This is a genomic window from Paractinoplanes hotanensis (assembly GCF_023717965.1).
Lineage (GTDB): Bacteria > Actinomycetota > Actinomycetes > Mycobacteriales > Micromonosporaceae > Actinoplanes > Actinoplanes polyasparticus.
Window position 1 is genome coordinate 40,377 of sequence record NZ_JAMQOL010000079.1, and the last position, 23,187, is coordinate 63,563.

The following is a 23,187-nucleotide window of genomic DNA, read 5'->3' on the forward strand; positions in this document are numbered from 1 at the left end:
ACCTCGGAGGGCTGCGCTACCGGGCCGGGGGACCAAGATGGCGTCGCACTTCAGCCGCGAATCTAAGTACGCCGGTGCGTTGCAGAAGGACGAGGACCTCCGGCACGGTGTTCGGCACTCGTCGGTAGGACGCGGCTTGCTGACCGAACACATCCATGGTCAAGCCTGGGTAGAGATCGAGTTGGTCGAGGAGGAAATCGTCGGGGTCAGTGCGGGGCTCCGGCTCGTTGACGTGGCGACCAGCTCGACCATCGTGATGCGGTCGGGCACGGCCAAGAAAGTTGGCCAAGGGGACGTACGCCGTGCTGACCTCGTGACCACCAACGGCACGATCACGCTGGCCGGGAAGACCGTGAAGGTGTCGGGGTCGTCCAAGCTGACGATCGACGCCCGGCACGGCAAGCCCCTCGGGCTCGGGCTCAGTCCCGTTTCTGCGGGTCGCCAGTACTCGCTCACCATGCGCATCTGCGCCCGGAACAGCGCGAGCGAAGAGATCGAAGCGTCCAACTTCACCGCCCCAAAGCTGTACGTCGTCCCGAGCTCCTCGAAGCACCTCGGCTTCACCGCGCTCGGCACGTGGAGCGACAACTCCGGTACCACCGACAGCTACGCGGTTCTGCATCGGACCCCCGACGTAGCTTCCGGGTCAGCTCGTCGGCGATCACGAAGAACAACGAGAACTGGAACATCGGCAGCTACTTCGCGAAGCGGAAGGTCAGCGCCGGCAAGTCGGACAACCTGAGCTTCTTCAACTCGGCCTAGGGGCCCAGCTCGCACCTGCCGGTCACCATCCGGGGCGTCGTACAGTTCGGGCTCAACGACATGTTCGCCGACCCGGCCTTCCCCGGCGCCGGTTCGGTCGAGGGCGGCGACAAGGCCTCGGCCGCCCTGTACTTCGGCGGCAAGGCCGTGGCCATGAAGCAGGACAAGGGCTGGGAACCCGAGTCGACCTACATGTACTACACCGTGAAGAAAGGCCGGCTGGTACACGCTCACCAACACCGCCACCCGGTGGTACCCGGAGATCACCTTCCCGTCGGGGATGCTCTCGACGACCAGCCGGGTGACCTACCGGTTCAAGACCAAGCCGAACGCCAGCACCCTGCCCGGCGTCTATTCGGTGCACCTGTCGCCGGCCGGCCTCAGCCTGACCAACAAGGCCAAGCCGGGCACCAAGACCAAGGTCGCGATCAAGCTGCTTCGCACCACTGTCGACCCGGACGCCAAGCGCGGCACCGATCCGAAGCTGAGCAAGCTGACCGCGCAGATGTCGCCGGACAGCGGCAAGACCTTCTCCACGTCCACGCCACACTCCCCTCAGGCTCGCCCGCAACCGCATGACGGTTGCCTGACGGAGTTACGAGTTGTTCTGGGCACGCACATAGGGCAGGCAGAACGGGTTCGTCCAGATCGGCCGGTCTGCGGTCTCCAACGCCGATCCCAATGACATCGACGCGGGTGACATAATGCGCGATCGATGACTACCCAGATTCACGTTCTTGATCACGTAACTACTCGTCCGGGGTCCGGCCCGAGCCGCTCCCGGCTGCGGCTGTCCGGCCTGATCGCCGCCGCCCTGGCCGCAATCGTCGCTGTCGGCATGAGCCTGTGGCCCGCCCTCAACAACGACGTAACGTACGCGTTGGGCGGCATCGAAACGGCCGGCCGGGGCGGGGTGAGCGTGTGGGACGTCTTCATCGCCCGCCCGGTCGCCTACCGGTTGCTGATGGCCCTGCTCGGCGCGCTGGTACCCGACGGCGCGTCCCTTTCCACGGCTCACCTGATCACCCACCTCGGCGGCGATCTGCTGGTCGCCGGGGTCGCCGTCGTTTTGTTCCTCGGCCTGCGGCGCAGCCTGAACGCGCGGGCGGGTGCCCTGGTGGCCGCGGCCACCGGCCTGGCCCTGATCGTGTCGCCGCCTTGGCACTTCCTCGAGCCGGACTGGGTCGCCGCTCTGCTCGCCGTACTCGCCGTCGGGGCCGCGCTCGCTCCGCGCCGACTCTGGCTCGGCGCAGTTCTCGGTGGCTTCGCCGCGTTCCTGGCCATCGCCGTGAAGCTGGCCACCTTTCCCCTCGCCGTGCTGGCGCTGCTGCTGGTAGGCGTACTCGACCGCCGCCGGGCCGCCTGGGCCGGGGCCGCGATGCTCGGCCTGACCGTGATCTGGTACGCCGCGACCAAGCACTTTCTGCCCTGGGAGACCCTCTGGCTGGCCGACCAGGCCAACCTGGTCGCGAACTCGCCGATCCACCACGGCATCCGCTGGCACGACATTCACCGGCTGCTCGTCGGCCTGGGCGACGTCACCCTGCTGAGTCCCATCGTGGCCGTCGCCCCGGCCGCTGCGGCGGCACTCGTCCGCCGGGTCGCACCGGGCCGTCCGCGGTGGATCGCCACGGCGATCGCGGTGGTGGCGGCAGGCCTGGTCCTGGCCTCCGCATACGGTCAGGGCGAGTTCTTCATGTACCACTTCGCCGCCGTACCTGTGCTCGCGGCCGGCGTGTGGGCCGCCGCGTTCGCGCTCGGCCCGGCGGCCCGGACACCACTGCTGGTGAGCACGGTGGTGGTCGCGGCAGCCAGCTTCGTCCTGCTCCGCCGCCCGCCGGAATGGCGGCACGACAACGTCACAGCGGTAACTCTCACCTTCGCCGCGTTGGCTGTCGTCACGGCCATCGTGACGTGGCGGAACCATGGGCGGGCGGCCCGCCCGGCCCCGACCGCCGCCGGTGCTCTCGCTTTGGTGGCGGCGACGGTGCTGGCCGTTCTCCCGCATGCCCCACTGGCCTTCAGCGGCTACAACTACGCCCTCGGCAACGAGCGCCCGGACGGCACCGGCTACACCGCACTCCGTGAGCGCATCGGACCCGACACTCCCGTGATCTACCTGTCCTTCGGCTCGATCAACTACCTGCTCGGCAACCCGACACAGTGCCGCTATCCCTCACCCCAATGGCTGCAACGCGGCACCTACGTACGGCCGGTGCGCTCGACCCGAAGTTATGCCGACAACTTCCGTTGCCTTACCGATGACCAGCAGGCGCAGTATCTCGTGTGGCAGCCCAAGTGGTTCTCCCAGACGAAGTCGAGCGCCGAGGTCCGCACGGTACTGAACGACCGGTTCGACTGTTCCCTGCCCGCGCGCATCCCGGCCCCGAAGGAACTCGTGGTCTGCCCGGCTCGGAAATAGACATTGATGAACGCCGAGGTGCTGGGCCAGATCACCTGGGGACGCACCAACGGTGAGATCGCGGCCGCCCTCTTCGTAGCCGGGCCGCGGGCGGGACACACATCGGCAACGCGTTCGGCGATATTGAGCGGGGGCGGCATCCAGGCGGCAAGCTATGCGATCAAGCAGGGCCTGACCCGACGAGAGGTGACGACGATGGACGATGCTCCCGACGACGAGCCGGATGCTGACGAGACGACGTACGAGGTGGACGGCGACACCATCATGTCCGACGCCTCGCTCGAGTCGGACGTGGACGAGCCTGGCTCGAGCGAGTGGCGTCGCGACGAGGACTAGCCGCGCGGAGCCAACACGACCGGGTCGGTGCTCGGGACCTAGACCGGAGCGGCGATGACGTTCAGCAGTTGCAGCTTCTCGTAGCTCTCCGTTCCGGGGATGGCCGTGTAGACCAGGATCGAGTGCCCCTGTTCGGGGTCGACCATGACCTGGCAGGTCAGGTCGAGGTCGCCCAGTTCGCGGTGCACGAACCACTTGGTCTCGTGGTAGCGGACGCCGACCTCGTGCCCGTTCCACACCCGCCGGAACTCCTCGTTCGTGTCGAGCAGGAGCTGCTTGATCTGGGCGGCACGCGAGTTCGGCCCGCGCAACGTGGCGATCTTGCGCAGTCCCGAGGCGAACATCTGAGCCCGCAACACCCCGCTTATCACCACTCGGCGCCGTGCAGTCAAATCTTGCGCATGTCAGTAAATCGATGCCGGACGCGTCACATTCAGCCGACACAGAGTGGTCAGGGTCGATGAATTGACGGCTACCCGTCCACAATGGCGGGGCACGACCAAGATCGTGCATCCCCAGAGAAGGGTAGTCACGCTCCATGTCGTCACGCTCGTCGCTGCGGCGCCGACTGTCGGTGACCTCGACAGTCGCAGCGCTGCTCACCGTCGGCGCGATGGGGGTGCCCGGGACAGCCCAGGCGCAAACCCCCGCAGCTCCCAACCCGTCCCCCGCCACCGCCGAGGATTCCGACTCCGTGGCCGCCGCCGTCGCGCGGGCCCGCCGAACCGGGGAATCCGCCCCCGTCCCGTCGTTGACCAGCGAGTCGTCGACGACGTCAGCCGCGCCCGACGGCAAGCTCACCACCACATACTCGTCAAGCCCGGAACGCGTACGGCGCGACGGCGAGTGGGTGCCTATCGACACCACGCTAGTCAAGCAGGCCGACGGTAGTTACGCGCCGAAGGCGGCGACCACCGACGTGTCCTTCGGCGCCGGGGGCAGCACCGCCCTCGTCGCGCTCAAGGACGGCCGCTCCTCGCTGCGCTTCAGCTGGCCGAGCAAGCTGCCCGCCCCGATCATCTCGGGTGACACGGCGACCTACGCGAACGTCCTGCCCGACGTGGATCTGCAGGTCACGGCGGACGCCAGCGGCTACTCGTCGATGCTGGTGGTGAAGAACGCGAAAGCCGCGACCAACCCGGCCCTCCGGAAGATCGATTTCGGACTCTCCGGCACCGGCGTCAAGATCTCCGGAACGCGCGACGGCGGCGCGGAGGCCGCCGACACGCGAACCGGCGAGACCGTCTTCCACACGAACACCGCCCTGATGTGGGACAGCAGCCCGGCCGAGGACGCGGCGGCCACCACCAAGAAGGAGACCGGGCGCTCCGGCCTCCTCCGGGACGAGCGACCCGGTCCCGGCAAGCTCGGGGGCCGTCGCGCCCAGGTGAAACTCGCCGTCGGCGGCGGCAAGCAGACGCTGACCCCCGACCGGGCCCTGCTGACCGCGAAGACGACGAAGTTCCCGGTCTTCATCGACCCCGCCTGGACCGGGAGGAAGAGCCAGCAGAACTGGGCCCGCATCTCCAGCAACGGGTGGAACGTCTACAACTCCACGGCGAAGACCGGCGCCGTCAGCGCGCGCATCGGCCTCGACGACTGGGACGGCGGCGCCGGTGAGCGCGCCCGGACGTACTACCAGATGGATATGTCCGGGGTCGCCGGGGCTGAGGTCTCGAAGGCCACGCTGTACGTCGTGCAACGGTGGGCCGCGTCCTGCTACAACACCGCCGCGGTGGTGTACGGGACGGCCTCACCGAGCTCGTGGAACGCCGCTGGGCTCTCCTGGGGGCACGAACCCAAGAAGAAGACCGGAATCCTGTCGACGTTGAACGGCCGCGAGACCGACTGCGGCACCAAGGACGTCCGGGTCACGCCGGCCTCGTTCGAGTTCAACGTGCTCAGCTACATCAAACCGAATGCTCTGAGCGGGGCGCCCCGGGCGACCTTCCTGGTCGAAGCGGCGAACATGAACGACAAATACCATTGGAAGCAGCTCGGCTACGGAGGTGGCGCCCGCCTCTCGATCGAGTACAGCTACCGCCCGTACCTGTACAAGAACACCGGCCTGCCGACGGTCAACCCCTCGATCTACGACATGGGCCGTTACCTCACCACGACGAGCACGCCGACGCTGACCGCCAAGGGCACCAACGGGGTGCACAACGGCAGCCAGGAGAACGTCCTGATGCGGTACGAGTTCTACCGCGGCAGCCAGCTGATCGTCAGCAAGAACACCGGCTACAGCCAGTACGGCCAGTCCTGGACGATTCCCCGGTTGCAGGACGGTGACTACCGGTGGCGCGCCATGCCACAGAACCAGTCCAAGCTGTGGGGCAAGAAGTGGACCGCCTGGCAGAACCTGACCATCGACACGGTCGCGCCGTGGGCGCCCAAGGTGAAGTCCACGCAGTTCCCGTCCAAGCAACTGGGCGGCGCGTTCTCCGACAAGGGCACCTTCCAGATCACCCCGGACAAGACCGGCGGCCACAAGGACAACATCACCGGCTACTTGTTCTCGCTCGACGGTGACCTGACCAACGTCACCTACAAGGCGCTGCCGGCCAACCAGCGGATCACCTGGTCGACCAGCATCACCACCCCGGTTCCAGGCAAGATCTACTACGCGAGCGCGGACAACGCGGCCGGCACCGGCACCGCCGTCCTCAACGGCGCCGCCGGCCCACAGTTCACGCCCGGCACGTCGGGCGCGCACAAGCTGACCGTCAAGGCGGTCGACCAGGCCGGCTCGACCTCACCGCAGACCGCGTACGTCTTCTACGCCGGCCGCAGCACGCCGACCTACGCCACCGCGACCAAGCTGGTCAACGGCGGCACCGCAACCAACACCGACGGTACGACCACGACGGTCCCGCCGGCCTCGGCCACCACCACCGGCAAGGTCGTAACCCAGGCCGCGCCGGCCGGTGCCTACTACGGCGACGGCTTCCAGGCGGTGCTGGCCAACAACGGCACGGCCAAGGTGGCGAAGAACGACACGGTGACGTACTCGTTCAACGTGCCCGCAACCGGGTTGTGGGAAGTCGGCGTCCATCTGACGACCGGCACTGCCAACGGCGTCTACGACCTCGTCTTCGACAAGGGCAAGTCGACCGCCAAGACCCTACTGACCGGCTACGACACCTACGCCACCACGGGCGAGACCCGGTTCGTCAATTTCGGTGTTCTGAAGGACAGCTCGGGCAAGGCGATATCGCTCGCCCAGGGCATGCACACCATCACGTTCACCATGACGGGCAAGCACACGGATTCGGCCGGCTACCAGTCGGGCATCGATCTGGTGCGGCTGGCGCCGACGTTGACCTGCCCGATCAACAACACGACGGCTTGCCTCAACAACACCGCGGTCAGCACCTTCACGGCCGGGACCAAGCCCGCCGTCACGACCGCCGACGCCGACGGCGCGGGGGCCAGCTTCGAGGCCGCCGACCTCAAGGCGGCCGGTTGGAACCCGGGCAGCACGGTCACCGTCAACGGAGCCGCCATCAAGCTTCCGGCGGCGTATGGCGCCGGGGCGAACGACAATATGCTCGCTTCCGGCCAGATCGTCACTGTGCCGACGAGCGGCGTTGTCAACACGGGCAACGCGGTGGTCTTCGCCGGCTTCGCCACCCACGGGCCCGTGCTTGGAGCGACCGGCACCATCACGTACGCGCAGGAGAGCTGCGGCATCAAGAGCCAGGCCTACACGCTGGACTCGACCGCCGACTGGACCAGGATCCCGGCCGGCGATGCCGTGCTCGGGTTCCCGCGCTACAACAAGAGCAACGCCACGCAGGTGACCGCGCCGGTCGGCGTCTTCGCCGTCAGCGTTCCGTTGCAATGCCCCGGCGCCGTCGTGGAGAGCATCACGCTGCCCGTGGTGTCGACCGTGGCCCAGGCCGGAGCAGCCACCCTGCACTTCTTCGGTCTGGGCATCCGCCCGACCTCGATCACCGGCTCAGCGCACTGGGCCGGCAGCTGGTCGACCGCCCCCGACACCGCGGCCGTGCTCACCACCGCCGGCACGGCGGCCGGCCTCAACGGGCAGACCGTCCGCATCCCGGTCCGGCTGACCCTGGCCACCGGCGGCGACGCCCACAAGGTACGGGTCCACCTGTCCAACGCCACCGGCAAAACACCGGTCACGTTCGGGGCGGCTTCGTTCGCGATTCAGGACAGCGCGGGTGGTGCGGCCGCGGCGGCCACCCCGGTGGCGCTGACCTTCGGCGGCGCGTCGAGCGTCACCGTGCCGGCCGGGGCCGACGTCGTCAGCGACCCGGTTGCCCTGACCGTGCCGGAACTGACCACGGTCCTGGTCAGCCTCAAGGTCCAGGGAACCCTCACGGCTCTGGCCGGGCACCGCGACGGCCGCACGCCGATCTACACGAGCGCCACCGACGGCGCCGACCACACCAAGGAACAGGCCGCGACGGGCTTCACCAAGTCCACCATCGCCGGCCTGCCGTTCGTCTCCGGCGTCGACGTCACCACCTCGGCCACCAAGCCGGCCGGGGCGCTCGTGCTCTTCGGGGACCAGACGGTCAACGCGGACACCGCCACCGCCGACGGGGCCAGCCAGCTCGACAGCCGCCTGGCGACAGCGCTGGCCGCGGCGCCCGACGGCGACCGCGTGGTTCCGTTCGGCGTACTCAACCAGGGAACCGGACGAGCTCCGCTACCGGCAGCGGCCGATCGCATCGCCGGGAACGCGGGCGGGCAGGTGGATCGGCAGATTCTGAGCCAGACCGACCTGCGTACGGTGCTGATCTCCACCGGGACGGGCGACCTGCTCGCCTGCACCGGCACCGCCGACGCCTGCGCCACCCAGGTGCAGGACAAGCTGGTCGCACTGGCCACTCAGGTGCAGGAGTACCGGGCCGACGACACGGTGGTGCTGCCGGCCAAGGTGGGCGCGCCGAAGGTGTACGTGGCGACATTGCCGCCGTTCACAGCGACCCACACCGCAGCCCAGGAAGCCGCGCGGGAAGCCGTCAACGCCTTCATCCTGGGCACCGACGACAGCACGGTCCTGAGCGGCTACGCGGACGAGGCGATCGACTTCGCGTCCGCGGTTTCCACCGAGAGCTCGGCGACCTCGGACACCGTGCTGGCCGACTATCTGACCGACTCGGCACCGAACGACCTGTACTACCAGGCTCTGGCGCAGCAATACCTAGACGATTCGCCGTTCGGTGACCGGGCCGACGACTCGCAGACCGGCGGCACCGACCCCAGCGCGGCGGCGATCGCGGTGTGGCGACTCGACGACGGGACCGGCGACAACGCCAAGGATGTCGGCTACGGCACTGGTCCCGACCGGGAGACCCACGACGCCTGGCTGAACCAGGTGAACTGGGGCTCCGGCCGCATGGTGGGGCAGGTCGCGGGCACGTTCAACGGCACCAGCAGCTACGGCCAGACCGACCTGAAGCCGAACACCACGAAGAGTTTCTCGGTCTCGGCCTGGGTACGGCTCACCGACAAGTCGGCCGACCGCGCGGTGTTCACCCGCAACGCGGCCGGCTACGCGCCGCTCGTGCTGTTCTACCAGAAATCGACCGACCGCTGGCTGGCCCAGATCCCGTCCGCCCCCGCGGGAGACACGGTCGTCTGGAACGACGCCCTGTCGGTCGAACCGGCCCAGGAGGACGTCTGGACACACCTGGCCGCCGTCTACGACTCGGAGCTCAACTCCCTGACGCTGTACGTGAACGGGGTCGCCGAGACGTCCGTCGAGGAGGTCAAGCCGTTCAACGACGCGGACGGGGCGACCTGGATCGGCCGCAGCGGCAGCACGTTCTTCCAGGGCGACATCGCCGACCTCAAGGTGTGGGCCCGACCGGTCAACCCCGACGAGATCGACGAGGCGGCCGACGCGGTGCCGCTGGTCGACTGGGAGTTCGAGGACGAGTCCACCCCCGGGGTGGCCGTGGACAGCACCGGCCTGGGCCACAACGGCACCATGTCGGCCGGAGTCATCTCGGCCCCCGGCCGCAGCGACTGGAACATGGTGAGCGCCAACCTGAACGGCACCGACGGCGAGGTCACCTCCCCGGCATTACTACGAACCGACCAGTCCTTCACGGTGGCGGCGTGGGCCCGGCTGACAACTGCGGGCGGCGACTACACCGTGGTCGGCCAGGACGGCACGCAGGCGGGCCGTTTCAGGCTCCAGTACGCGCAATCCTGCACGTGCTGGAGCTTCGCCATCAACGACACCGACACGGCGACCCCGGCAGCCACCAGGGTCAACGGCCCGGCCGGGGTCGAGGCCGGCGTCTGGACCCACCTGGCCGGCGTGTACGACGCTGGGGCGAACGTGCTGAGGCTCTACATCAACGGCGCCGAGGCGGCGACCGCGCCGCTCACGGCCACCCCGTGGAACGCGACCGGTACCTTCGTGGCCGGCCGCACCCGCTCCGCGGGCCAGCCTTCCGGCTGGTTCCCCGGTGACGTCGACAGCGTCCGCGCCTACCAGGGCGTGGCCGCACCCGAACTGATCACCGAACTGAGCCAGGAACCGTAACCCGATCTGGTGGTGGCCGGCACCCCGGCCACCACCAGATGCTTACCGAACAGCGGTCAGTCGACCACGAGGATGGGCCGGTGCTCCGGCCCGACCACGCCGGCCTCACCGAGCACGGACCTCACTTCGTCACCGATGAACAGGGTCGGTACAGAAGTCCGGCATTCGGAAAGACGGGTGCCCCGGCTCACACGCGAAGGGGGGTGCATGCTTCGAACGCGCCGTACGGCGTCTCCGAGTCGTGACCTCCCGCAACATCGCTACGGTGTCATCTGCCGTCGCGAACGTCACTTGCTCGATGTACTCGCGCGCCACCTCGGGAACCCGACGCCATCAGCATCGCCGGTTGCACCTCGAACGGCACGCCGTATCGGTGCATGGCCGCGGTGAAGGCGGTGCAAACCGCCCGGCCGGACGGGACCGCGACGACCGCGACGAACCGGGAGTGGTCATCGATTCCGGTGACCATCTTGCATTCCCGGTCGTCCGCAAGCGGAATCCCGCCGACCAGATCGAGCTGCCATAGGTGCATCGGCGCCTCGCGCTGCCAGCGCCGGTATTTACGCGGGTGTTGCTGCTCCTCCGCGGCGACCAGCCCGTTGCGCACCAGCACCCGGTGCACCGTCGCCCGGGCCGGCACCGCCTCGAGCAGCTGCTGGGTGGCGATCTCGTAGACGATGCGCCGCGCGCCCCACCGCGGATGCTGCTGACGCAGCTCGCAGATCAACGACTCAACCGCCGGCAGCAATCGGCTCGGACTGTTCCGCGGACGCCTCGACCGATCTGAGCTAACCGAAATGGACGCCGAGTAGAAGATCAACCGTCAGGCATGACCGTCAAGCATGTCCCGATAACGAACCGTCAAGCATGTCCTGGGACCGCACACCGACAATGGCATCGCTGGCGGGATCTGGCGATGGGTGTGGATGGCGGCGATGAGGGTCCGGTCGCCGCCGCGATTGAGTCGGTGGCGGCTGGTTCGTCCAGAACTGGCCGGGATGGGGCTGACGCCGGCGAGCGCGGCGAAAGCGGCTTCGCTGCGGACTCGGCCGTGGTGTGACCAAGCGGTTAACGCGATCGCAGCCGTTCCGCTTCAGCATCAACTGCGCGACAGCCGCATCAAACGCGGCGCCGCTGTCTACACCCGCTTCGGAATCGTTTCCGAATCCGGCGAAAAAACCTTCCGGTATCAATAGAAGACCCATCAGGATCGGGCCCGCGTTCAGCCGTAAGATCTGACGCTGTGCGGTCAGCAACGTTGTCTCGATCCCGGAGTCGGTGAGTCGCCAGGTCGGACTCATCTGGTCCTCAGACCTCGAGCCTGCCGGCTACCTGAGCGCAACGACCAGTGGGTCTGCGGATTCGTCCAGGTAGTCGTGGCCGGGGAAATACTCGATGTGCAAGTGGCTCGTGACGTCACCTGCCACCGCGAAGTCCCGCAAGATCTCGGCCAGCAGCCCGAGTTGAGCGCGTCCGCCCTGGATCCATAGAACATCCGATTCCGGAAGGCACCGTGCGACGATCGGGCCGGACCCGCCGACGATGTCAATCCGTGACAGGGATCGGTCATACGGCGAGGGGTCTGCCGAACGGTCGAGGGTCACGGAACCCCCGCCGAGGGTCAACAGCCTTGCCAGCACCTCCAACTCTGCGATGGTGCCGCTCAATTCCGTTTCCCGGGTGGCGTCTTGTCGGTGAACGTGCACTCTTCTCCTATCGGCCTGGCGCGTCGGGACGGTTGCCGGTCCGGCCCGCCCTCGCGTCTGGGGGACCAGCATGGTCAGACGGGGATCGGGAACAGTGGTCATCCGGGCTTCACCGCCGTCAACGACGCGGCCCTAAAGATCTGCCACGTCCGGCCGTTCTTCTCCCCCGACACGAACACCAACTCCGACGCGCGGACCACCTGCCCCACCGCCAGGCCCTTGGGCACACCCGGCTCGGGCAGCGAGATCCGCAACACCTGCGGTTGCCCACCATCCACGGTGAGCGCCACCGGCACCTCCACCAACGGGGCACCAGTGACCCGGTCCGTCGCCACAATCCCGGCGGACCTGTCCTTGTACTGCGGTACGGGCGTCGCCAACACCAGCATCGCCCGACTGCCATCGATCGGCAGCACCAACATGGTTGAAACTCCTTGACTCGGCGGAACCACACCCCAACGGCATGGTTCCTAAGTTGCCTAAGCTTCACGTGACAATCGTGATCAAGTCAAGAGCTTATGGTGAAGAATCTTGGGATGCACGTGTAGCCCAACCAGGACAAGATGGTTACGATCAGGCCATGACGCACCCTGCCGACGACAAACGCTCCCTGTTTCAGCGAGTCGTCGACGACATCGTCGACCAGATCCGCACCGGCGCCCTGCACTGCGGGGACGCGCTGCCCACCGCGCGAAAGATGGCCGAGAGTTACGGAGTCGCGTCGATGACCGCCCAACGCGCGCTGCGCGAGCTGCAAAACCTCGGACTCACCTACGCCGTCGTCGGCAAAGGCACCTTCGTCCACCCACTCGCCACCCAGCGCATCGGCACCGACGGACAACCCGACCCGGCGCGCAGCGGTACCGCCACCATGGCCGACGACCCGGACCTCAACCGGCGCGTGGCCCAGTTCCTGCTGAAACAGAACGAGATCGCCGGCCGCGTCGTCGACGCCATGATGGCCAAAGACGTCCACGGCATGAACGTCGCCGCTCAGGAACTCGCCGACCTCAACACGGCACACCAAGACCTCGCCGAGGACATCGCGAAGTACAAGGCCAACGCCGGCATCGACCCCGTCGACGCCGCACCAGCAGTGCCCGAGCCGGCGAAGCCGCGCCGCGCCCGCAAGCCGGCCAAGTAGCCGCAGGAGCCAGAGCGCCATCAGGGACGCCCGCAACGGCCGACTGGCTAAGAAAAGCTATACAGGATCAAGAAGCGGCCCGGCCGAAGCCGGGCCGCGCGCACGCGCTATGGCCTACGGCCCCACGCGCACGCCGACCAACACCGAGCCGCTGTCTATGCCGACATCAGATGATCCCAGCGTCCCGAGGATGGTTGCGCCTCCGTCGACGACCGCAACACACGATCGACGTCGCATCGCGTAACCGACGCCATCAACGCGCCTACTGGCAAAAGACTCACGATTCGCGCTATGCGGGACGATGCCTCCAGAATCGGACATCTAAGTGCATCGATCTACATGGTCATCTGACATCAGCCGCGACAGCAACGAGAGCGGATTCCCGCATCCAGAGGCACACAACCACGGACTGACGCTATATTTCGATGCGGTGAAATTCTACCTTAAATTACACAAGAGTCTATTTACCGTAGGAGTTGCCTGGCCCCGAGTGTTACTGTATTCCAATCTGTGCCCGGTTCAGCTTCAAGCCGTTGCGTGAGCCATGCAGACCGGGATAGTTGTTCTTGGCGCAACTCGCGCATATCAACTCCGCCCCCTGAATAGCCAACCACAGACGAACCAACTTCCGCTAAGCGCCCGTTCATCGAATCCATAAACTCGGCATCCATCTGCCGCACCGCATCAACGAAGCAGGTTGTTGGCATCTTCACACAGCCGCGGGCCCCCTCAATAATTCGCATATTTCCATCCAACGAGTGGCGCCATGTCAGAGTAACCTCATCCACATCGCCGGTGATTGTACGCCAAGCGCATACATATGCTGGTTGAGCGAGATAACTCAAATCCAGAACGTGTCTGCCATGCCAGACCACAGCTTCCCAAGCCTCTTCGCTCTCAACAGGACGCCAATCTTCGGGAAAACTCGCGATGAACTGACTCAACGCGCCAGGTACGGGTTCAAGGACACCTGCCGTCAGTTGAATAAGGTCTTCCCAGAACCGGCCAACATAATAATCAACGCCCTTGCCAGCCCTGCAGGCAAGCTCGGCTTCTTGACTCCGCGCCGCCGCCGACAAGCGATCCGAACCTCCGCCTTCATCGAACTCGATCCAGTACCTTCCTTCAGTCAGGCCAAACCAGTGCAATCGCTGCGACTTGCCCCACGGCTCAACCCCGTCAAGACCAGTGAGCTCAAACCGGAATCGAAGCGTGCGTATCTTCATTGTGCGCACCCATTCAGAAACGTATATACGATCGGCAATCTCATCAGAACTACCGCCGCGGCACGCGCAAACCTGCACCGAAGCTCCCGCTACCGAAGCTTCCCATTGGGCTTGAAGATCTTCTCTTTGATCAGCACGTTCTGCGCCTCTCTCGGCAAATCTCTCCACGTCGAGACATAGCCATGATAGTTGGCACCATTGTGTCGCGCAAACATTACGATTTCGTTCGCATCCCGATCATATGCGACACGCCGCCCGCTGGTGGAATTAACCAAGCGAGAACGGTCGAGCATCGCCTGAGCATTCGTGGGCTCCCCAGAAACATAGCCGCCGGCTCTTCCGCCAGCATGCTTTGGGTTTGCCTCGTAATTCATGCGAGGACCGAAGGGAACATCGCAATTGGTGTTATGAACCAGGACCGGGGTGGTGCCGGCGAGCACATAGTACGTGTGGATGTCAGCAACGGTGAGGTTGTACATGGTCCGGCGACCGACGAAGAGGCGCACTGCCTGAACATCCGGCTGTGCCAGAGGAGCGAGGGTCCGCAATTCATCGGTGCGCCTCAGCTCGCCCGCATCGATCCATTCATTGCGGTCAGGGCTCCAGAATGGATGATGCTGAGTCGTACTGAGAGTCGCCTGCCGACCGTCCGCAAGTTCAACCGTGAGGTCGGCCAACTCGACATCAGTGTTGACATGAAGCCTGGTCACCTCCCGCGCGGCCGTCTCTCCTGTCGTCGGGTCGGTGGCGACGACTTCGTCGCCCACCCGGATCTCGGAGATTGGCTTTGTCGAACCGTCGGCCATGAGGACTTCGGTGTCCGGGGCGAAACTGTCGCATAGCTTGGCCAGGCGTCCACCCATACTCATGGCCTCCAGGTCCGCCAGGGCCTCGTCAGCCATGATCTTCGATTTTGGCCTGATGACCTTGCCTTCGGAGAGCAAACGCGATGCGCCGCCGCCGCCCATTTCCGCCTCGACTGCGGCCTTGAGCCCCTCGGAGTCGAGGCTGGGGAAAACGGTGCCGATCGTGCGCGCGTTGAGCGCGGTGTCGACATCCTTGGTGTAGATGGCCGAGCAAGCCGAGCCGTATCCCGCCGCCCCATCACAGGCGGAGTTCATCATGTACAGCATCTTTTTGTCGTCGTCCATGGCGTCCCAGCTGCTTCCCCAAGCGCGCTGGTACTGGTCGTACGCGTAGTCGAGTTCCTTGGCGAAGTGGTAGACGTTGCCCTTGACTTGGGCGTTGGTCACCCTGACGCCGCCAACTGTGCCGCCGCCGTTGCCGTCCTCGACCACGTCGATTCTCTTGGATGACTCCTGGCCACCGCAGGCGCCGCCGTTGCCCTCCGCACAGCCGGTCTCGGTCGGGTCGATGCGGAGACCGGACGGGTCGGAGTGGGTGATGGGGTTGTCGCCGGCGTACGTGTAGCCGCCCAGCTGGCTCGGGTCGGTGACCTCCAGGATCGGGTCGGGGCTGATGAAGCGGCCCAGAACCGGGTCGTACTTACGGGCTCCGACGTCGGTGTAGCCGGTGTCGATGTTCTTCGCTGCGCCCAGGTAGCCACGTGTCATGTCGGGCCAGGCAGTGGGGTTCGCGTTGGCCCGATCCTCGCCGTACGGCTTGAACTGCTGGCGGGCCACGGCCTGAGTGGTCGTGTCCATGGTCAGGGTGGCGTTGTTGTGCGAGTCGCTGATCAGGTAGTGGGCGCCGCCACCGGGCAGTGTGGAGCGGATCGCCACCGGTCCTGCGCCGCCGTGGCTGTACGTGCGGACCGCGCCCAGGGTCACCGGCTTGGCCGGCACCGAGGTATCGATGACGACCTCGGTGTCGCCGGCGAACAGGCTGGTGCGCTTGGGGTCCCGCCGGATCAGCTGGTTGCCGTCGGCGTCGTAGACGAACTTGGTGGTGCCGTTGCTCGTGGCGACCTCGGCCAGGCGACCCTCGTCGTCCCACTTGAGCGTCTGGTTCTTGCCACTGGTGGCGGTGCGGGTGAGCAGGTTGCCACCGACGTCGTAGACGAACTTCGTCGGGTCGGCGTTGCCCTTGGTCTCGGTGAGCGTGTGCGGCTGGGCCCCGGTGCCGTTGCAGGCCGTGGAGCAGCCGAGCGTGTACGCCGTGGTGACGTCCGGGCCGCCGCTGGTGGAGTGGTCCACCAGCTGCTTGCGGCCTCCGATAGCGTCGTAGGTGAGCGACTGCCAGTACGCGCCGGTCCCGGTCGCCACCCCACCGGCCGCCGGCTTCAGGACGTTCGCGGCCGGGCAGGCCCCCGACGCCGTCCACGCGTCGGCCAGCCGGGCCAGCGAGTCGTAGCGGTAGCACTGCGTGTCGGTGACCGGGTTGCCGTTCTCGGTCTGCTTGTTGGTCACCGACAGCGGGTTGCCGGCGTCGTCGTACGTGTAGTTCGCCTCGTCGACCACCGGCCCGATGCCTTCGGCCCGCGAGACTGTACGGCTGCTTCGCCGAAGGGTGTACTCGTCGTACCCGTACATGACCTCGGCCTGCTTGGTCGACGGGCCCAGAGTGACCTTGCTGGGCTGACCGAACTCGGTGTAGATCGTGTCGGAGACGTACGCCTCGATGCCCTTGGTGCTGGTCGCCGCGCCGAGCAGCCCGCGCCCGTAGGTGATCGTCTCTTCGGGCAGGCCGGCGACAGCCGGGTCGGTCTGGCGGGCGAGCAACTCGTTGTTCGGGGTGTACGCGAACGACGTCTCGTACGACACCGGCAGCGGAGCCTCGGCCGACGGCAGTGAGATCTTCTGCCCCATCGGCCGGCCCAGCTTGGAGTAGCCGGCGACTTCGACGGTGTAGCCGCCCTCGACGCCGGAGACCTTGCGTGTCGACGAGGTCGGTGATCCGATCCGAAGCGTGTCGTACGTCCACGAGGCGAATTGGAACTTGGTGCTGACCTTGGTGCCGGTGAGCCGACGGCCGAGCAGGTCGTACGTGTAGCTCAGCTGTACCCCGCGGCCGTCCCTGCTGAGGGTCGCGTTGCCGGCGTCGTCGTACTGGGTGAGGCTGGTGCCGGTGTCCGGGTCGACGTGCTTGGTCTTGCGGCCGAGCAGATCGTACGTGTCGACCCAGGTCGACTGGTCGGGTCCGATGGTCTTGGTCGGGAGCCCGGCGTCGGTGTACTCGTACTTCACGCTGTTCGAGGCGCCGCCGGACGCGGTGAACCCGGCGGTGACGCTGCCCGACAACGTGGGCGCGGTGGTGTACTGCTGCAGCTCGGTGAGCTTGCCCCGGGCGTTGGTGATGCTGGTCGTGGCGATCCCGCCGGTGGGCGGAACAGTGGTGACCTTGTCGCCGGTGTGGGCGGAGCGGGTACGGAACGTCTCGACGCCGTTGTGCTCAGCCGTGGTCTGGGTGACCCGACCCATCGCGTCGTGGTCTATGACAGTGGTAGACGGGACCGACACCTGCGAGAGGTGGTCGGAGATGAGACTGTCGCCGGGGCTGCCGTCGACGGCGTAGGCGTCGTTGGTCAGGACGGTCCAGCCGTGCGAGTCGTACTGGATGTCGGAGACGATGGTGGCGCCGTTCTCACCGGTGCTCTGGCTCTCCAGCGGGCGCAGCATCGCGTCGTGCAGCACCTTGTTCGCGATGTAGGTGATCGGAGCGTCGGTCTTGTCATTGTCGGCGAGCGTCTGGGTGGTGACCACGCTCGGCGCCGTGGACCGCAGCAGGTACTCGTACTTCATGTTGGCGGGGGCCTTGGCTTCCCGGTTCTTGTTGGGTAGCCATGCGCTGGTCAGCCGGCCCAGCGCGTCGTACTCGGCCGAACTCAGGCTGCCGGCGATGTCGACCTCGGCGATCGGCAGCTGCCGGGCCGGGGCGAGGGTCATCGTGGCGACCTGGCAGTCCTTGCTCGACACCGTGACCGCGGAACAGTCGGTACCGGAGGTCACCGGGGTGACGGTGGTGAGCGTCTTGGGCAGCTCCCCAGTGCTCGGCGAGTACCGGGTGTGGACCGCCTGGGCCAGCCCAGTGGAGTTGGGTGTTCGGGTCACCGTCTTGGCCCGGCCGTACATGTCGTACGCGGTCGAGGTGGTGTCCAGCCACTTGCTCACGGTCGTGCCGCTCGCCGTTGCCGCTGCCTTGATCAGCGTGGGGTTGCCGGCCGCGTCGTACGAGGTGCGGGCGTCCGAGATCAGCGTCCCCGAGGGGGTCGCACCGGCCGCTGCGCAGTCCTGATTCGTCTTGATCAGCTCGGACGGCAACACGATCCCCGCCGTGCTGCCACCGACGATCGGGACGGTCATGTCGACGTACTTGTTGAAGGTGCACAGGGGGACGTTGCCGGCCGCGCCGGTCTCACCCCGGTCGACCTGCTGGACCGCCATGCCGGTGGTGCTCTGGCCCAGCGTCGTGTTGTAGAAGGTGGCGGTCTCGGTCTTGCGCCAGCCGTAGGAGACCTTCTGCCGGGTGAGAGTGCGCGACGGAACGACCATGTTGGCCTCGAGGGTGGGCAGGCCGGTTCGGGCGCGGGACGCGGTCGGGCCGATGATCTTCGGCACCGAGACCGTGGCCGACTCGGGCATGCCGCCGACGCCGGTGTAGGTGACGGTCTCGAAGACCTGACCGGTCAGCTCGGGTGAGTCGGTGACCGACACTGTGCCGTCGGTGCTGCTCAGGGCGGGAACGCTGCGGGTCTTGCCACCAGGCAGGACGTCGCCGTTCATGCCGAGGAAGTAGAACGTCTTGGTGAGGGTCTTCTGGTCGTACACCTCGGTCTTGTTGTTCTTGTGGAAGACCGCCGTGTCACCGGTCGTGACGTGCACCTCGGGGTAGCCGCGGAACTGGCCCCAGGTGCGGTTCTTCTTCTCGACCACTTCGTTGTCGTCGTAGTGCCAGCCGGGGTCGCCCTCGTACGAGTACTCGGTGACCAGTTTGGGCTGGGTTCCGTCCTGGTACTTGTTCCAGTTGTCGAGGGTGACAACCGACTTGACCGGGTGCGTGTAGAACCAGTCGATCAGCGGGCGCGGCTGGGCCTGCGGGGTCCAGTAGACAGGGAAGCAGCCGGTCTTGTTGGTCGAGGCGAACGCCTGGGCCTTGGTGTCGTTCTCGTCGGCGAGGTCGCTGGCCGGTAGCCCGGAGCAGGTGGGCGTGTTGTACGTGACGACCGTTTCGGCGCCGGTTTCCGAGGTCACGTTGCCGACGCGGTTGTACCACATCTTCGGCAGGCCGGGCAGCGTGCCGACGCGGTTGAAGAGCTGCGCCGGGTTGAAACTGACCGTGCCGCCGTCGGCGGTCACCGTCGCCCCGCCGGACTTGTCGAGACCGGTGTGTTTGATCGACTGCAGCCACAGGGTCGGGGCGTGGTCGCCGCCATCGGGCAGGGTCTGCGTCAGGTCGTACCGGTCGACCGGCGTCATCGCACCGTTGACCAGCACCTCGGTGACGATCGAGGCGAGGCGCCGGCGGGACCAGAAACTCGGCGCGTGGTTGATGCAGTCCTGGCCGCTGGTGCAGTTCAGGTCGACCGGCACGTCGGGCCAGTACTCGGCGTGCTCGACCCCGAACTGGTCGCTCGCGCACGTGTTGCCGGCCGGCTCACCAGGGAAACAACGCTCGGTGGTGTTGAAGGTGATCTTGCCTGACGGCGAGGTCGAGTAGACCGACCCGGCGCGCAGCCCGTACTCGATACGCTTGAGCGTTCCACCGCGCACGTACTCGACGGCGGTGTCCTTCATGTTCGCGCCGTAGAAGTTGGTTTCCTGGCCGTAGTAGTAGGCCATGGCGTTGCCGTTGCGGTCGACCACGAAGTCGAGCCCGAACCGGTAGCCGAGCTTGCACGAGGTCGCGGCGAACGAGCCGTCCGGGCAGGCCGCCACACCGCCGTGGGCCTTGTAGACGGGCACCGTCCGGACCGACTTGGTCTCGTCCTTGGTCGAGGTCCAGCCGGGCAGGCGGTTGAGCCCGAAGTAATACTGGACGCCGTTCTCGATGACCCGGAAATACTCGCCGTTCTTGGTCTCGTTGGTGGCGCCGGTCAGGCTCTCGATCTTCGTGGTGGCGCTGTCGTTCGCCGAGCGGAAGGTCTTCGTCTGGTCGTCGTAGACGATCTCGGTCGACGACCCGTTGAGCGACAGCGTGAGGACCTGCCCGGCCCAGCACAGGTCACCGGAGTATTCCGGCGCGCCCGAACCCTCGACGTCCTCGCAGCTGCGGTAGGTGCGCTCGATGAAGTTGTCCGGTGTGTTCCAGCCGTCGCCCACCCACGAGGACTGGTTGTTGGTGCCCAGCGTGCGGGCATCCTGGGAGCTCGAGCTGTACGACAGGCTCAGCGCCGGAGCGCCACCACCGACGGCCGGCGGCACCGAGATCGGGTAGTTGTAGGTGAACGCGCCGGTGTTACCGCTGGTCGACCACGATCCGCCGGCCGAGAGGTCCGTGGCCTTGAAGTCGCCACTGCGGCCCGAGGCGTCCGGTTCGGCGGCGAGCACCGTGACCCCGGACGAGACCGAGGCCGAGGCCGCGAGCGGCGCACCGGTCAGTGCGGGCAGCGGCGTCCGTACACGGCACTGCTCCAGCTCGGGGGTGGTTAGCGCGCACGCGGGCAGCTGGACCAGGCGCAGCCGCGACTCGTAGCCGCCGCCGTAGGCGTTACGGAACGTCGTCGGGTCGACCTCGACGTCGACTTGGCCGGCGGCGCCCGTACCACGCAGCGCAAACATCACGCCGCGGACTCCGGCGGCCTGGGCCGTCTTCTGGTCGACGGTCGTGACCCGTACTTGTTCGGGCGCGGAACCCTGGGCGCCACGCGTGACCGACACCGGGGACGAACCGGCCCGGACCTTCGTGCGGCTGGCGAGCCGCACGGTGCTGTCGTGGGCGCCGGGCAGCGATGAGTTCGAGCCGACCGCGAACTTGGCGTACGTCTTCGCCGGAACCTTGGGCGCGGCGGCCTTCTTGCTCCGGTCGAGCTGGACGCGTTCGAGCGGCTTGGGCTCGGGCCAGTCCACACCCTTCGGGTCGGCGACCGCGGCGACCGGCGTCAAACCGATCAGCGCGGGCCCAGCCGCCGCTACCAGACCGAGCACAGCGAGCCGGCGCCAGCGTGCCACCAATCGTGCGCCCCAGCGGTTTTTGGACAGCATTCAGTAACTCCCCCGTGACCGATCCGCGTCGGTCGATGCTCCGACCGGCGCGGTCAGCGTACGAGGAGGCCTCTCGACGATCCTGCATGAATGATCTTTTTCACAAGATATTGATAACGGCCAGTGTCGACCTACGTCTGGGCACCGCCACGCACCGACCCCAGCTGAACCACCGCGGCGACCCGGCACTGTACGCACTTCGGGGCGTCCGGGGGCTCGGCCTTGGAGAAGACATGACCAGCGCAGCGGTCCACGCCTTCCGCGGTCAAGGTGCGCCCAAGTTTCTCCGGCATTGGCGACGCCATGGTGACCGGACCTGGCGTGGCCATCGCGGCGAGTTGCTCCGGTGCTGGAGCGGTGTCCTGGCCCTGCAGATCCAGCAGACGCGACAGCCGATGGTTCTCCGCCCGAAGCGTTGCGGTGGGCCCAGCGGTCAGGACGATGATGCTGAAGACAGTCATGGCCGTGGTCAGGGTGGTCATGGTGATGACGGACGCTGCGATGAGGGTGCCGACGACTGCGGCGGTGGCGTCGCTGGTGTAGAAGGTGGCCGAGGGCCCACCCCGGAGTGAGGCGTTCGGGGTGGCGGTTTGCAGGTGGTGGCCGACGGCGATGAGGGCTACGACTCCGGGCACGCCCGCGGCGGTCACGGCGGCGAGCGCGACCGGCAGTGTGGTGGCGTTGACCAGCACGACGAAGCACAGCCCAACCTGAAGCGGGAGACACTGCGTGGAAAGCCACGCGCCGGGCACCTCGTGCGCGAGGTGCCCGGCGACGCTGCCGCAGGAGGCGCACCCCGCGGTACCGGTGGCACGAACCATCGCCTGACCCCGCACGAACATCAAGTCGTCCGCCAAAGACATTTGGCCAGCTCAGGGGTCGCCGCGAGTGCTCCGGACGCGCTCGGGGAGCGAATAGCACCCGACATCACCGCTGGGCACCCGTGGTCACCGCCGGGCACGCCGGGCCGCGTGTGCCCGGGGTTTGCTCCGAACGCGCTCCGACCAGCGACGGAACCCCACCGGTGGACCAGATGGCACCTATGAGCACCCGATGAGACGCCCGGGCGCTCCCAGGAACGCCCTGGTAGGTACGATATGGGCCGCAGGCCCTCGTAGCTCAGGGGATAGAGCATCGGTTTCCTAAACCGTGTGTCGTAGGTTCGATTCCTACCGGGGGCACCAAACGGATATGCGACGCCGGTTGCGGTAGGTCGGCGGGCGGTAGTAGCGGAAGTTCCAACCCTGGCGCGTCGGCAAGGGTGATCTCGACGTCAGCGAAACGATCCTTCGGGTGGTACCGCACCTGGACGTCGAGCGCTTCGTACAGGGTGTGGAGATCCTCGGGGGGCCGACTGACGAGGGTGTCGGCCAGTTCGGGAAGTCGGTTCAGCGCTGCCGTGATTTCGTCGAGGTCGGGTGGCGCGGCTGCTAGCTCGGCCTCAGCCTGGTCGGCGTCGGCTTGCCGGTAAGTGATCATGTCTTCGAGTTCGCCGATGCGGGTGGTGATTTGGCGTCTGGTGGGAGCCGTGATGTCGTCGGCTTCCAGGTTGAGTATCTGGCGTTGGAGTCGCCGGTTGAGGTCGGCGATTTCGCTGTTGATCTCTGCGAGTCGGGTAGCTGCTGGGGCACGGCCATTGTTCCGGTCGGCCTCGGCGGCGTCGAGGCATTTGATCCGCCCCGGAAATTCCGGACAAACGTTTAGTGGTCCAAATTACGCCGCACGCTGCCCGTTCAGGTACTCGTTGTAGACCTCATTAGGGGTCTTGTAGCCGAGGCCCGAGTGGAGACGTCGGGAATTGTATCGGACTTCTATGTACCGCGCAACATCTTCTATAGCGCGTTTGCGGGTCGGGTACTGGGTGCGTTTGACCCTCTCGTTCTTGAGCGCTGCGAAGAACGATTCCGCCATCGCGTTGTCGTAACAGATCCCGGTACGCCCGACGGATTGTCTGATCTCGTG

14 protein-coding genes, 1 tRNA gene and 2 pseudogenes are annotated in these 23,187 nt (G+C 66.7%); 7 read left to right on the plus strand and 10 right to left on the minus strand.

The genetic code is table 11. The features are described from left to right. Positions 1-16: 16 nt before the first annotated feature. A complete protein-coding gene (locus tag LXN57_RS48725) occupies positions 17-157 on the minus strand; it encodes a VapC50 family PIN domain-containing toxin (protein ID WP_507185058.1) in 141 nt (46 codons plus the stop codon). On the opposite strand from LXN57_RS48725, the gene LXN57_RS44320 reads away from it, so the two are divergent. The 4 genes from LXN57_RS44320 to LXN57_RS44335 all read left to right on the plus strand — a co-directional run bounded on the left by LXN57_RS44320 (position 137) and on the right by LXN57_RS44335 (position 3,520). Next, the gene (locus tag LXN57_RS44320; protein ID WP_251804326.1) at positions 137-742 is read left to right on the plus strand and encodes a hypothetical protein; all 606 of its coding nucleotides are present in this window, start codon (positions 137-139) and stop codon (positions 740-742) included. The genes LXN57_RS48725 and LXN57_RS44320 overlap by 21 nt on opposite strands. 300 nt (positions 743-1,042) lie before the next feature. Then, a complete protein-coding gene (locus tag LXN57_RS44325) occupies positions 1,043-1,447 on the plus strand; it encodes a hypothetical protein (protein WP_251804327.1) in 405 nt (134 codons plus the stop codon). Between the two features lie 30 nt (positions 1,448-1,477). Further along, entirely contained in the window at positions 1,478-3,184 is a 1,707-nt protein-coding gene (locus LXN57_RS44330; protein WP_251804328.1) for a hypothetical protein, read from the plus strand. Between the two features lie 6 nt (positions 3,185-3,190). Then, positions 3,191-3,520, plus strand: coding sequence for a hypothetical protein (locus LXN57_RS44335; protein WP_251804329.1), 330 nt, complete (start codon positions 3,191-3,193; stop codon positions 3,518-3,520). Positions 3,521-3,558: 38 nt separating this feature from the next. Here the strand turns inward: LXN57_RS44335 and LXN57_RS44340 are convergent, their stop codons facing one another. After that, the gene (locus LXN57_RS44340; RefSeq protein WP_251804330.1) at positions 3,559-3,864 is read right to left on the minus strand and encodes an MmyB family transcriptional regulator; all 306 of its coding nucleotides are present in this window, start codon (positions 3,862-3,864) and stop codon (positions 3,559-3,561) included. Positions 3,865-4,058: 194 nt separating this feature from the next. Here LXN57_RS44340 and LXN57_RS44345 point away from each other — a divergent pair, with 194 nt between their 5' ends. Beyond that, positions 4,059-10,049, plus strand: coding sequence for a LamG-like jellyroll fold domain-containing protein (locus LXN57_RS44345; protein WP_251804331.1), 5,991 nt, complete (start codon positions 4,059-4,061; stop codon positions 10,047-10,049). Between the two features lie 349 nt (positions 10,050-10,398). On the opposite strand, the pseudogene LXN57_RS44350 reads toward LXN57_RS44345, so the two are convergent. From LXN57_RS44350 to LXN57_RS44365, 4 genes and pseudogenes are all read right to left on the minus strand, one after another. After that, positions 10,399-10,836 (minus strand): annotated as a pseudogene (locus LXN57_RS44350) (helix-turn-helix domain-containing protein); the annotation flags it as partial. 135 nt (positions 10,837-10,971) lie between these two features. Next, a pseudogene (locus LXN57_RS44355) lies at positions 10,972-11,136 on the minus strand (transposase); the annotation flags it as partial. A gap of 241 nt (positions 11,137-11,377) precedes the next feature. Then, positions 11,378-11,716 (minus strand): Imm32 family immunity protein, encoded by a 339-nt coding sequence (locus tag LXN57_RS44360; RefSeq protein ID WP_251804332.1) that lies wholly within the window; start codon positions 11,714-11,716, stop codon positions 11,378-11,380. Positions 11,717-11,853: 137 nt separating this feature from the next. Further along, positions 11,854-12,177, minus strand: a complete 324-nt coding sequence (locus LXN57_RS44365) for a hypothetical protein (RefSeq protein WP_251804333.1) — start codon at positions 12,175-12,177, stop codon at positions 11,854-11,856. Between the two features lie 158 nt (positions 12,178-12,335). Here LXN57_RS44365 and LXN57_RS44370 point away from each other — a divergent pair, with 158 nt between their 5' ends. Next, on the plus strand, positions 12,336-12,899 hold the full coding sequence (locus LXN57_RS44370; RefSeq protein ID WP_251804334.1) for a winged helix-turn-helix domain-containing protein: 564 nt from the start codon (positions 12,336-12,338) through the stop codon (positions 12,897-12,899). 464 nt (positions 12,900-13,363) lie between these two features. Here LXN57_RS44370 and LXN57_RS44375 read toward each other — a convergent pair whose 3' ends face one another. From LXN57_RS44375 to LXN57_RS44385, 3 genes are all read right to left on the minus strand, one after another. After that, positions 13,364-14,293 (minus strand): DUF5984 family protein, encoded by a 930-nt coding sequence (locus LXN57_RS44375; RefSeq protein WP_251804335.1) that lies wholly within the window; start codon positions 14,291-14,293, stop codon positions 13,364-13,366. Continuing rightward, positions 14,215-21,225: a polymorphic toxin-type HINT domain-containing protein gene (locus LXN57_RS44380; RefSeq protein WP_251804336.1), complete on the minus strand. Its 7,011-nt coding sequence runs from the start codon at positions 21,223-21,225 to the stop codon at positions 14,215-14,217. Before LXN57_RS44380 ends, LXN57_RS44375 begins: the two co-directional genes overlap by 79 nt. A gap of 131 nt (positions 21,226-21,356) precedes the next feature. Then, positions 21,357-22,088, minus strand: a complete 732-nt coding sequence (locus LXN57_RS44385) for a hypothetical protein (RefSeq protein ID WP_251804337.1) — start codon at positions 22,086-22,088, stop codon at positions 21,357-21,359. 245 nt (positions 22,089-22,333) lie between these two features. Here LXN57_RS44385 and LXN57_RS44390 point away from each other — a divergent pair. Further along, positions 22,334-22,409: transfer RNA gene (locus LXN57_RS44390), tRNA-Arg, on the plus strand. Positions 22,410-22,938: 529 nt separating this feature from the next. Here LXN57_RS44390 and LXN57_RS44395 read toward each other — a convergent pair. Then, the coding region (locus tag LXN57_RS44395; protein WP_251804338.1) for an integrase core domain-containing protein at positions 22,939-23,187 on the minus strand (249 nt) is incomplete at its 5' end.

What these genes read in the sequence shown, in the direction of transcription:
- LXN57_RS44340 (WP_251804330.1), bottom strand. Translation starts at nt 3,864, where the DNA reads ATGTTCGCCTCGGGACTGCGCAAGATCGCCACGTTGCGCGGGCCGAAC.
- LXN57_RS44345 (WP_251804331.1), top strand. Translation starts at nt 4,059, where the DNA reads ATGTCGTCACGCTCGTCGCTGCGGCGCCGACTGTCGGTGACCTCGACA.
- LXN57_RS48725 (WP_507185058.1), bottom strand. Translation starts at nt 157, where the DNA reads ATGGATGTGTTCGGTCAGCAAGCCGCGTCCTACCGACGAGTGCCGAAC.
- LXN57_RS44370 (WP_251804334.1), top strand. Translation starts at nt 12,336, where the DNA reads ATGACGCACCCTGCCGACGACAAACGCTCCCTGTTTCAGCGAGTCGTC.
- LXN57_RS44330 (WP_251804328.1), top strand. Translation starts at nt 1,478, where the DNA reads ATGACTACCCAGATTCACGTTCTTGATCACGTAACTACTCGTCCGGGG.
- LXN57_RS44365 (WP_251804333.1), bottom strand. Translation starts at nt 12,177, where the DNA reads ATGTTGGTGCTGCCGATCGATGGCAGTCGGGCGATGCTGGTGTTGGCG.
- LXN57_RS44385 (WP_251804337.1), bottom strand. Translation starts at nt 22,088, where the DNA reads ATGTCTTTGGCGGACGACTTGATGTTCGTGCGGGGTCAGGCGATGGTT.
- LXN57_RS44335 (WP_251804329.1), top strand. Translation starts at nt 3,191, where the DNA reads ATGAACGCCGAGGTGCTGGGCCAGATCACCTGGGGACGCACCAACGGT.
- LXN57_RS44325 (WP_251804327.1), top strand. Translation starts at nt 1,043, where the DNA reads ATGCTCTCGACGACCAGCCGGGTGACCTACCGGTTCAAGACCAAGCCG.
- LXN57_RS44380 (WP_251804336.1), bottom strand. Translation starts at nt 21,225, where the DNA reads ATGCTGTCCAAAAACCGCTGGGGCGCACGATTGGTGGCACGCTGGCGC.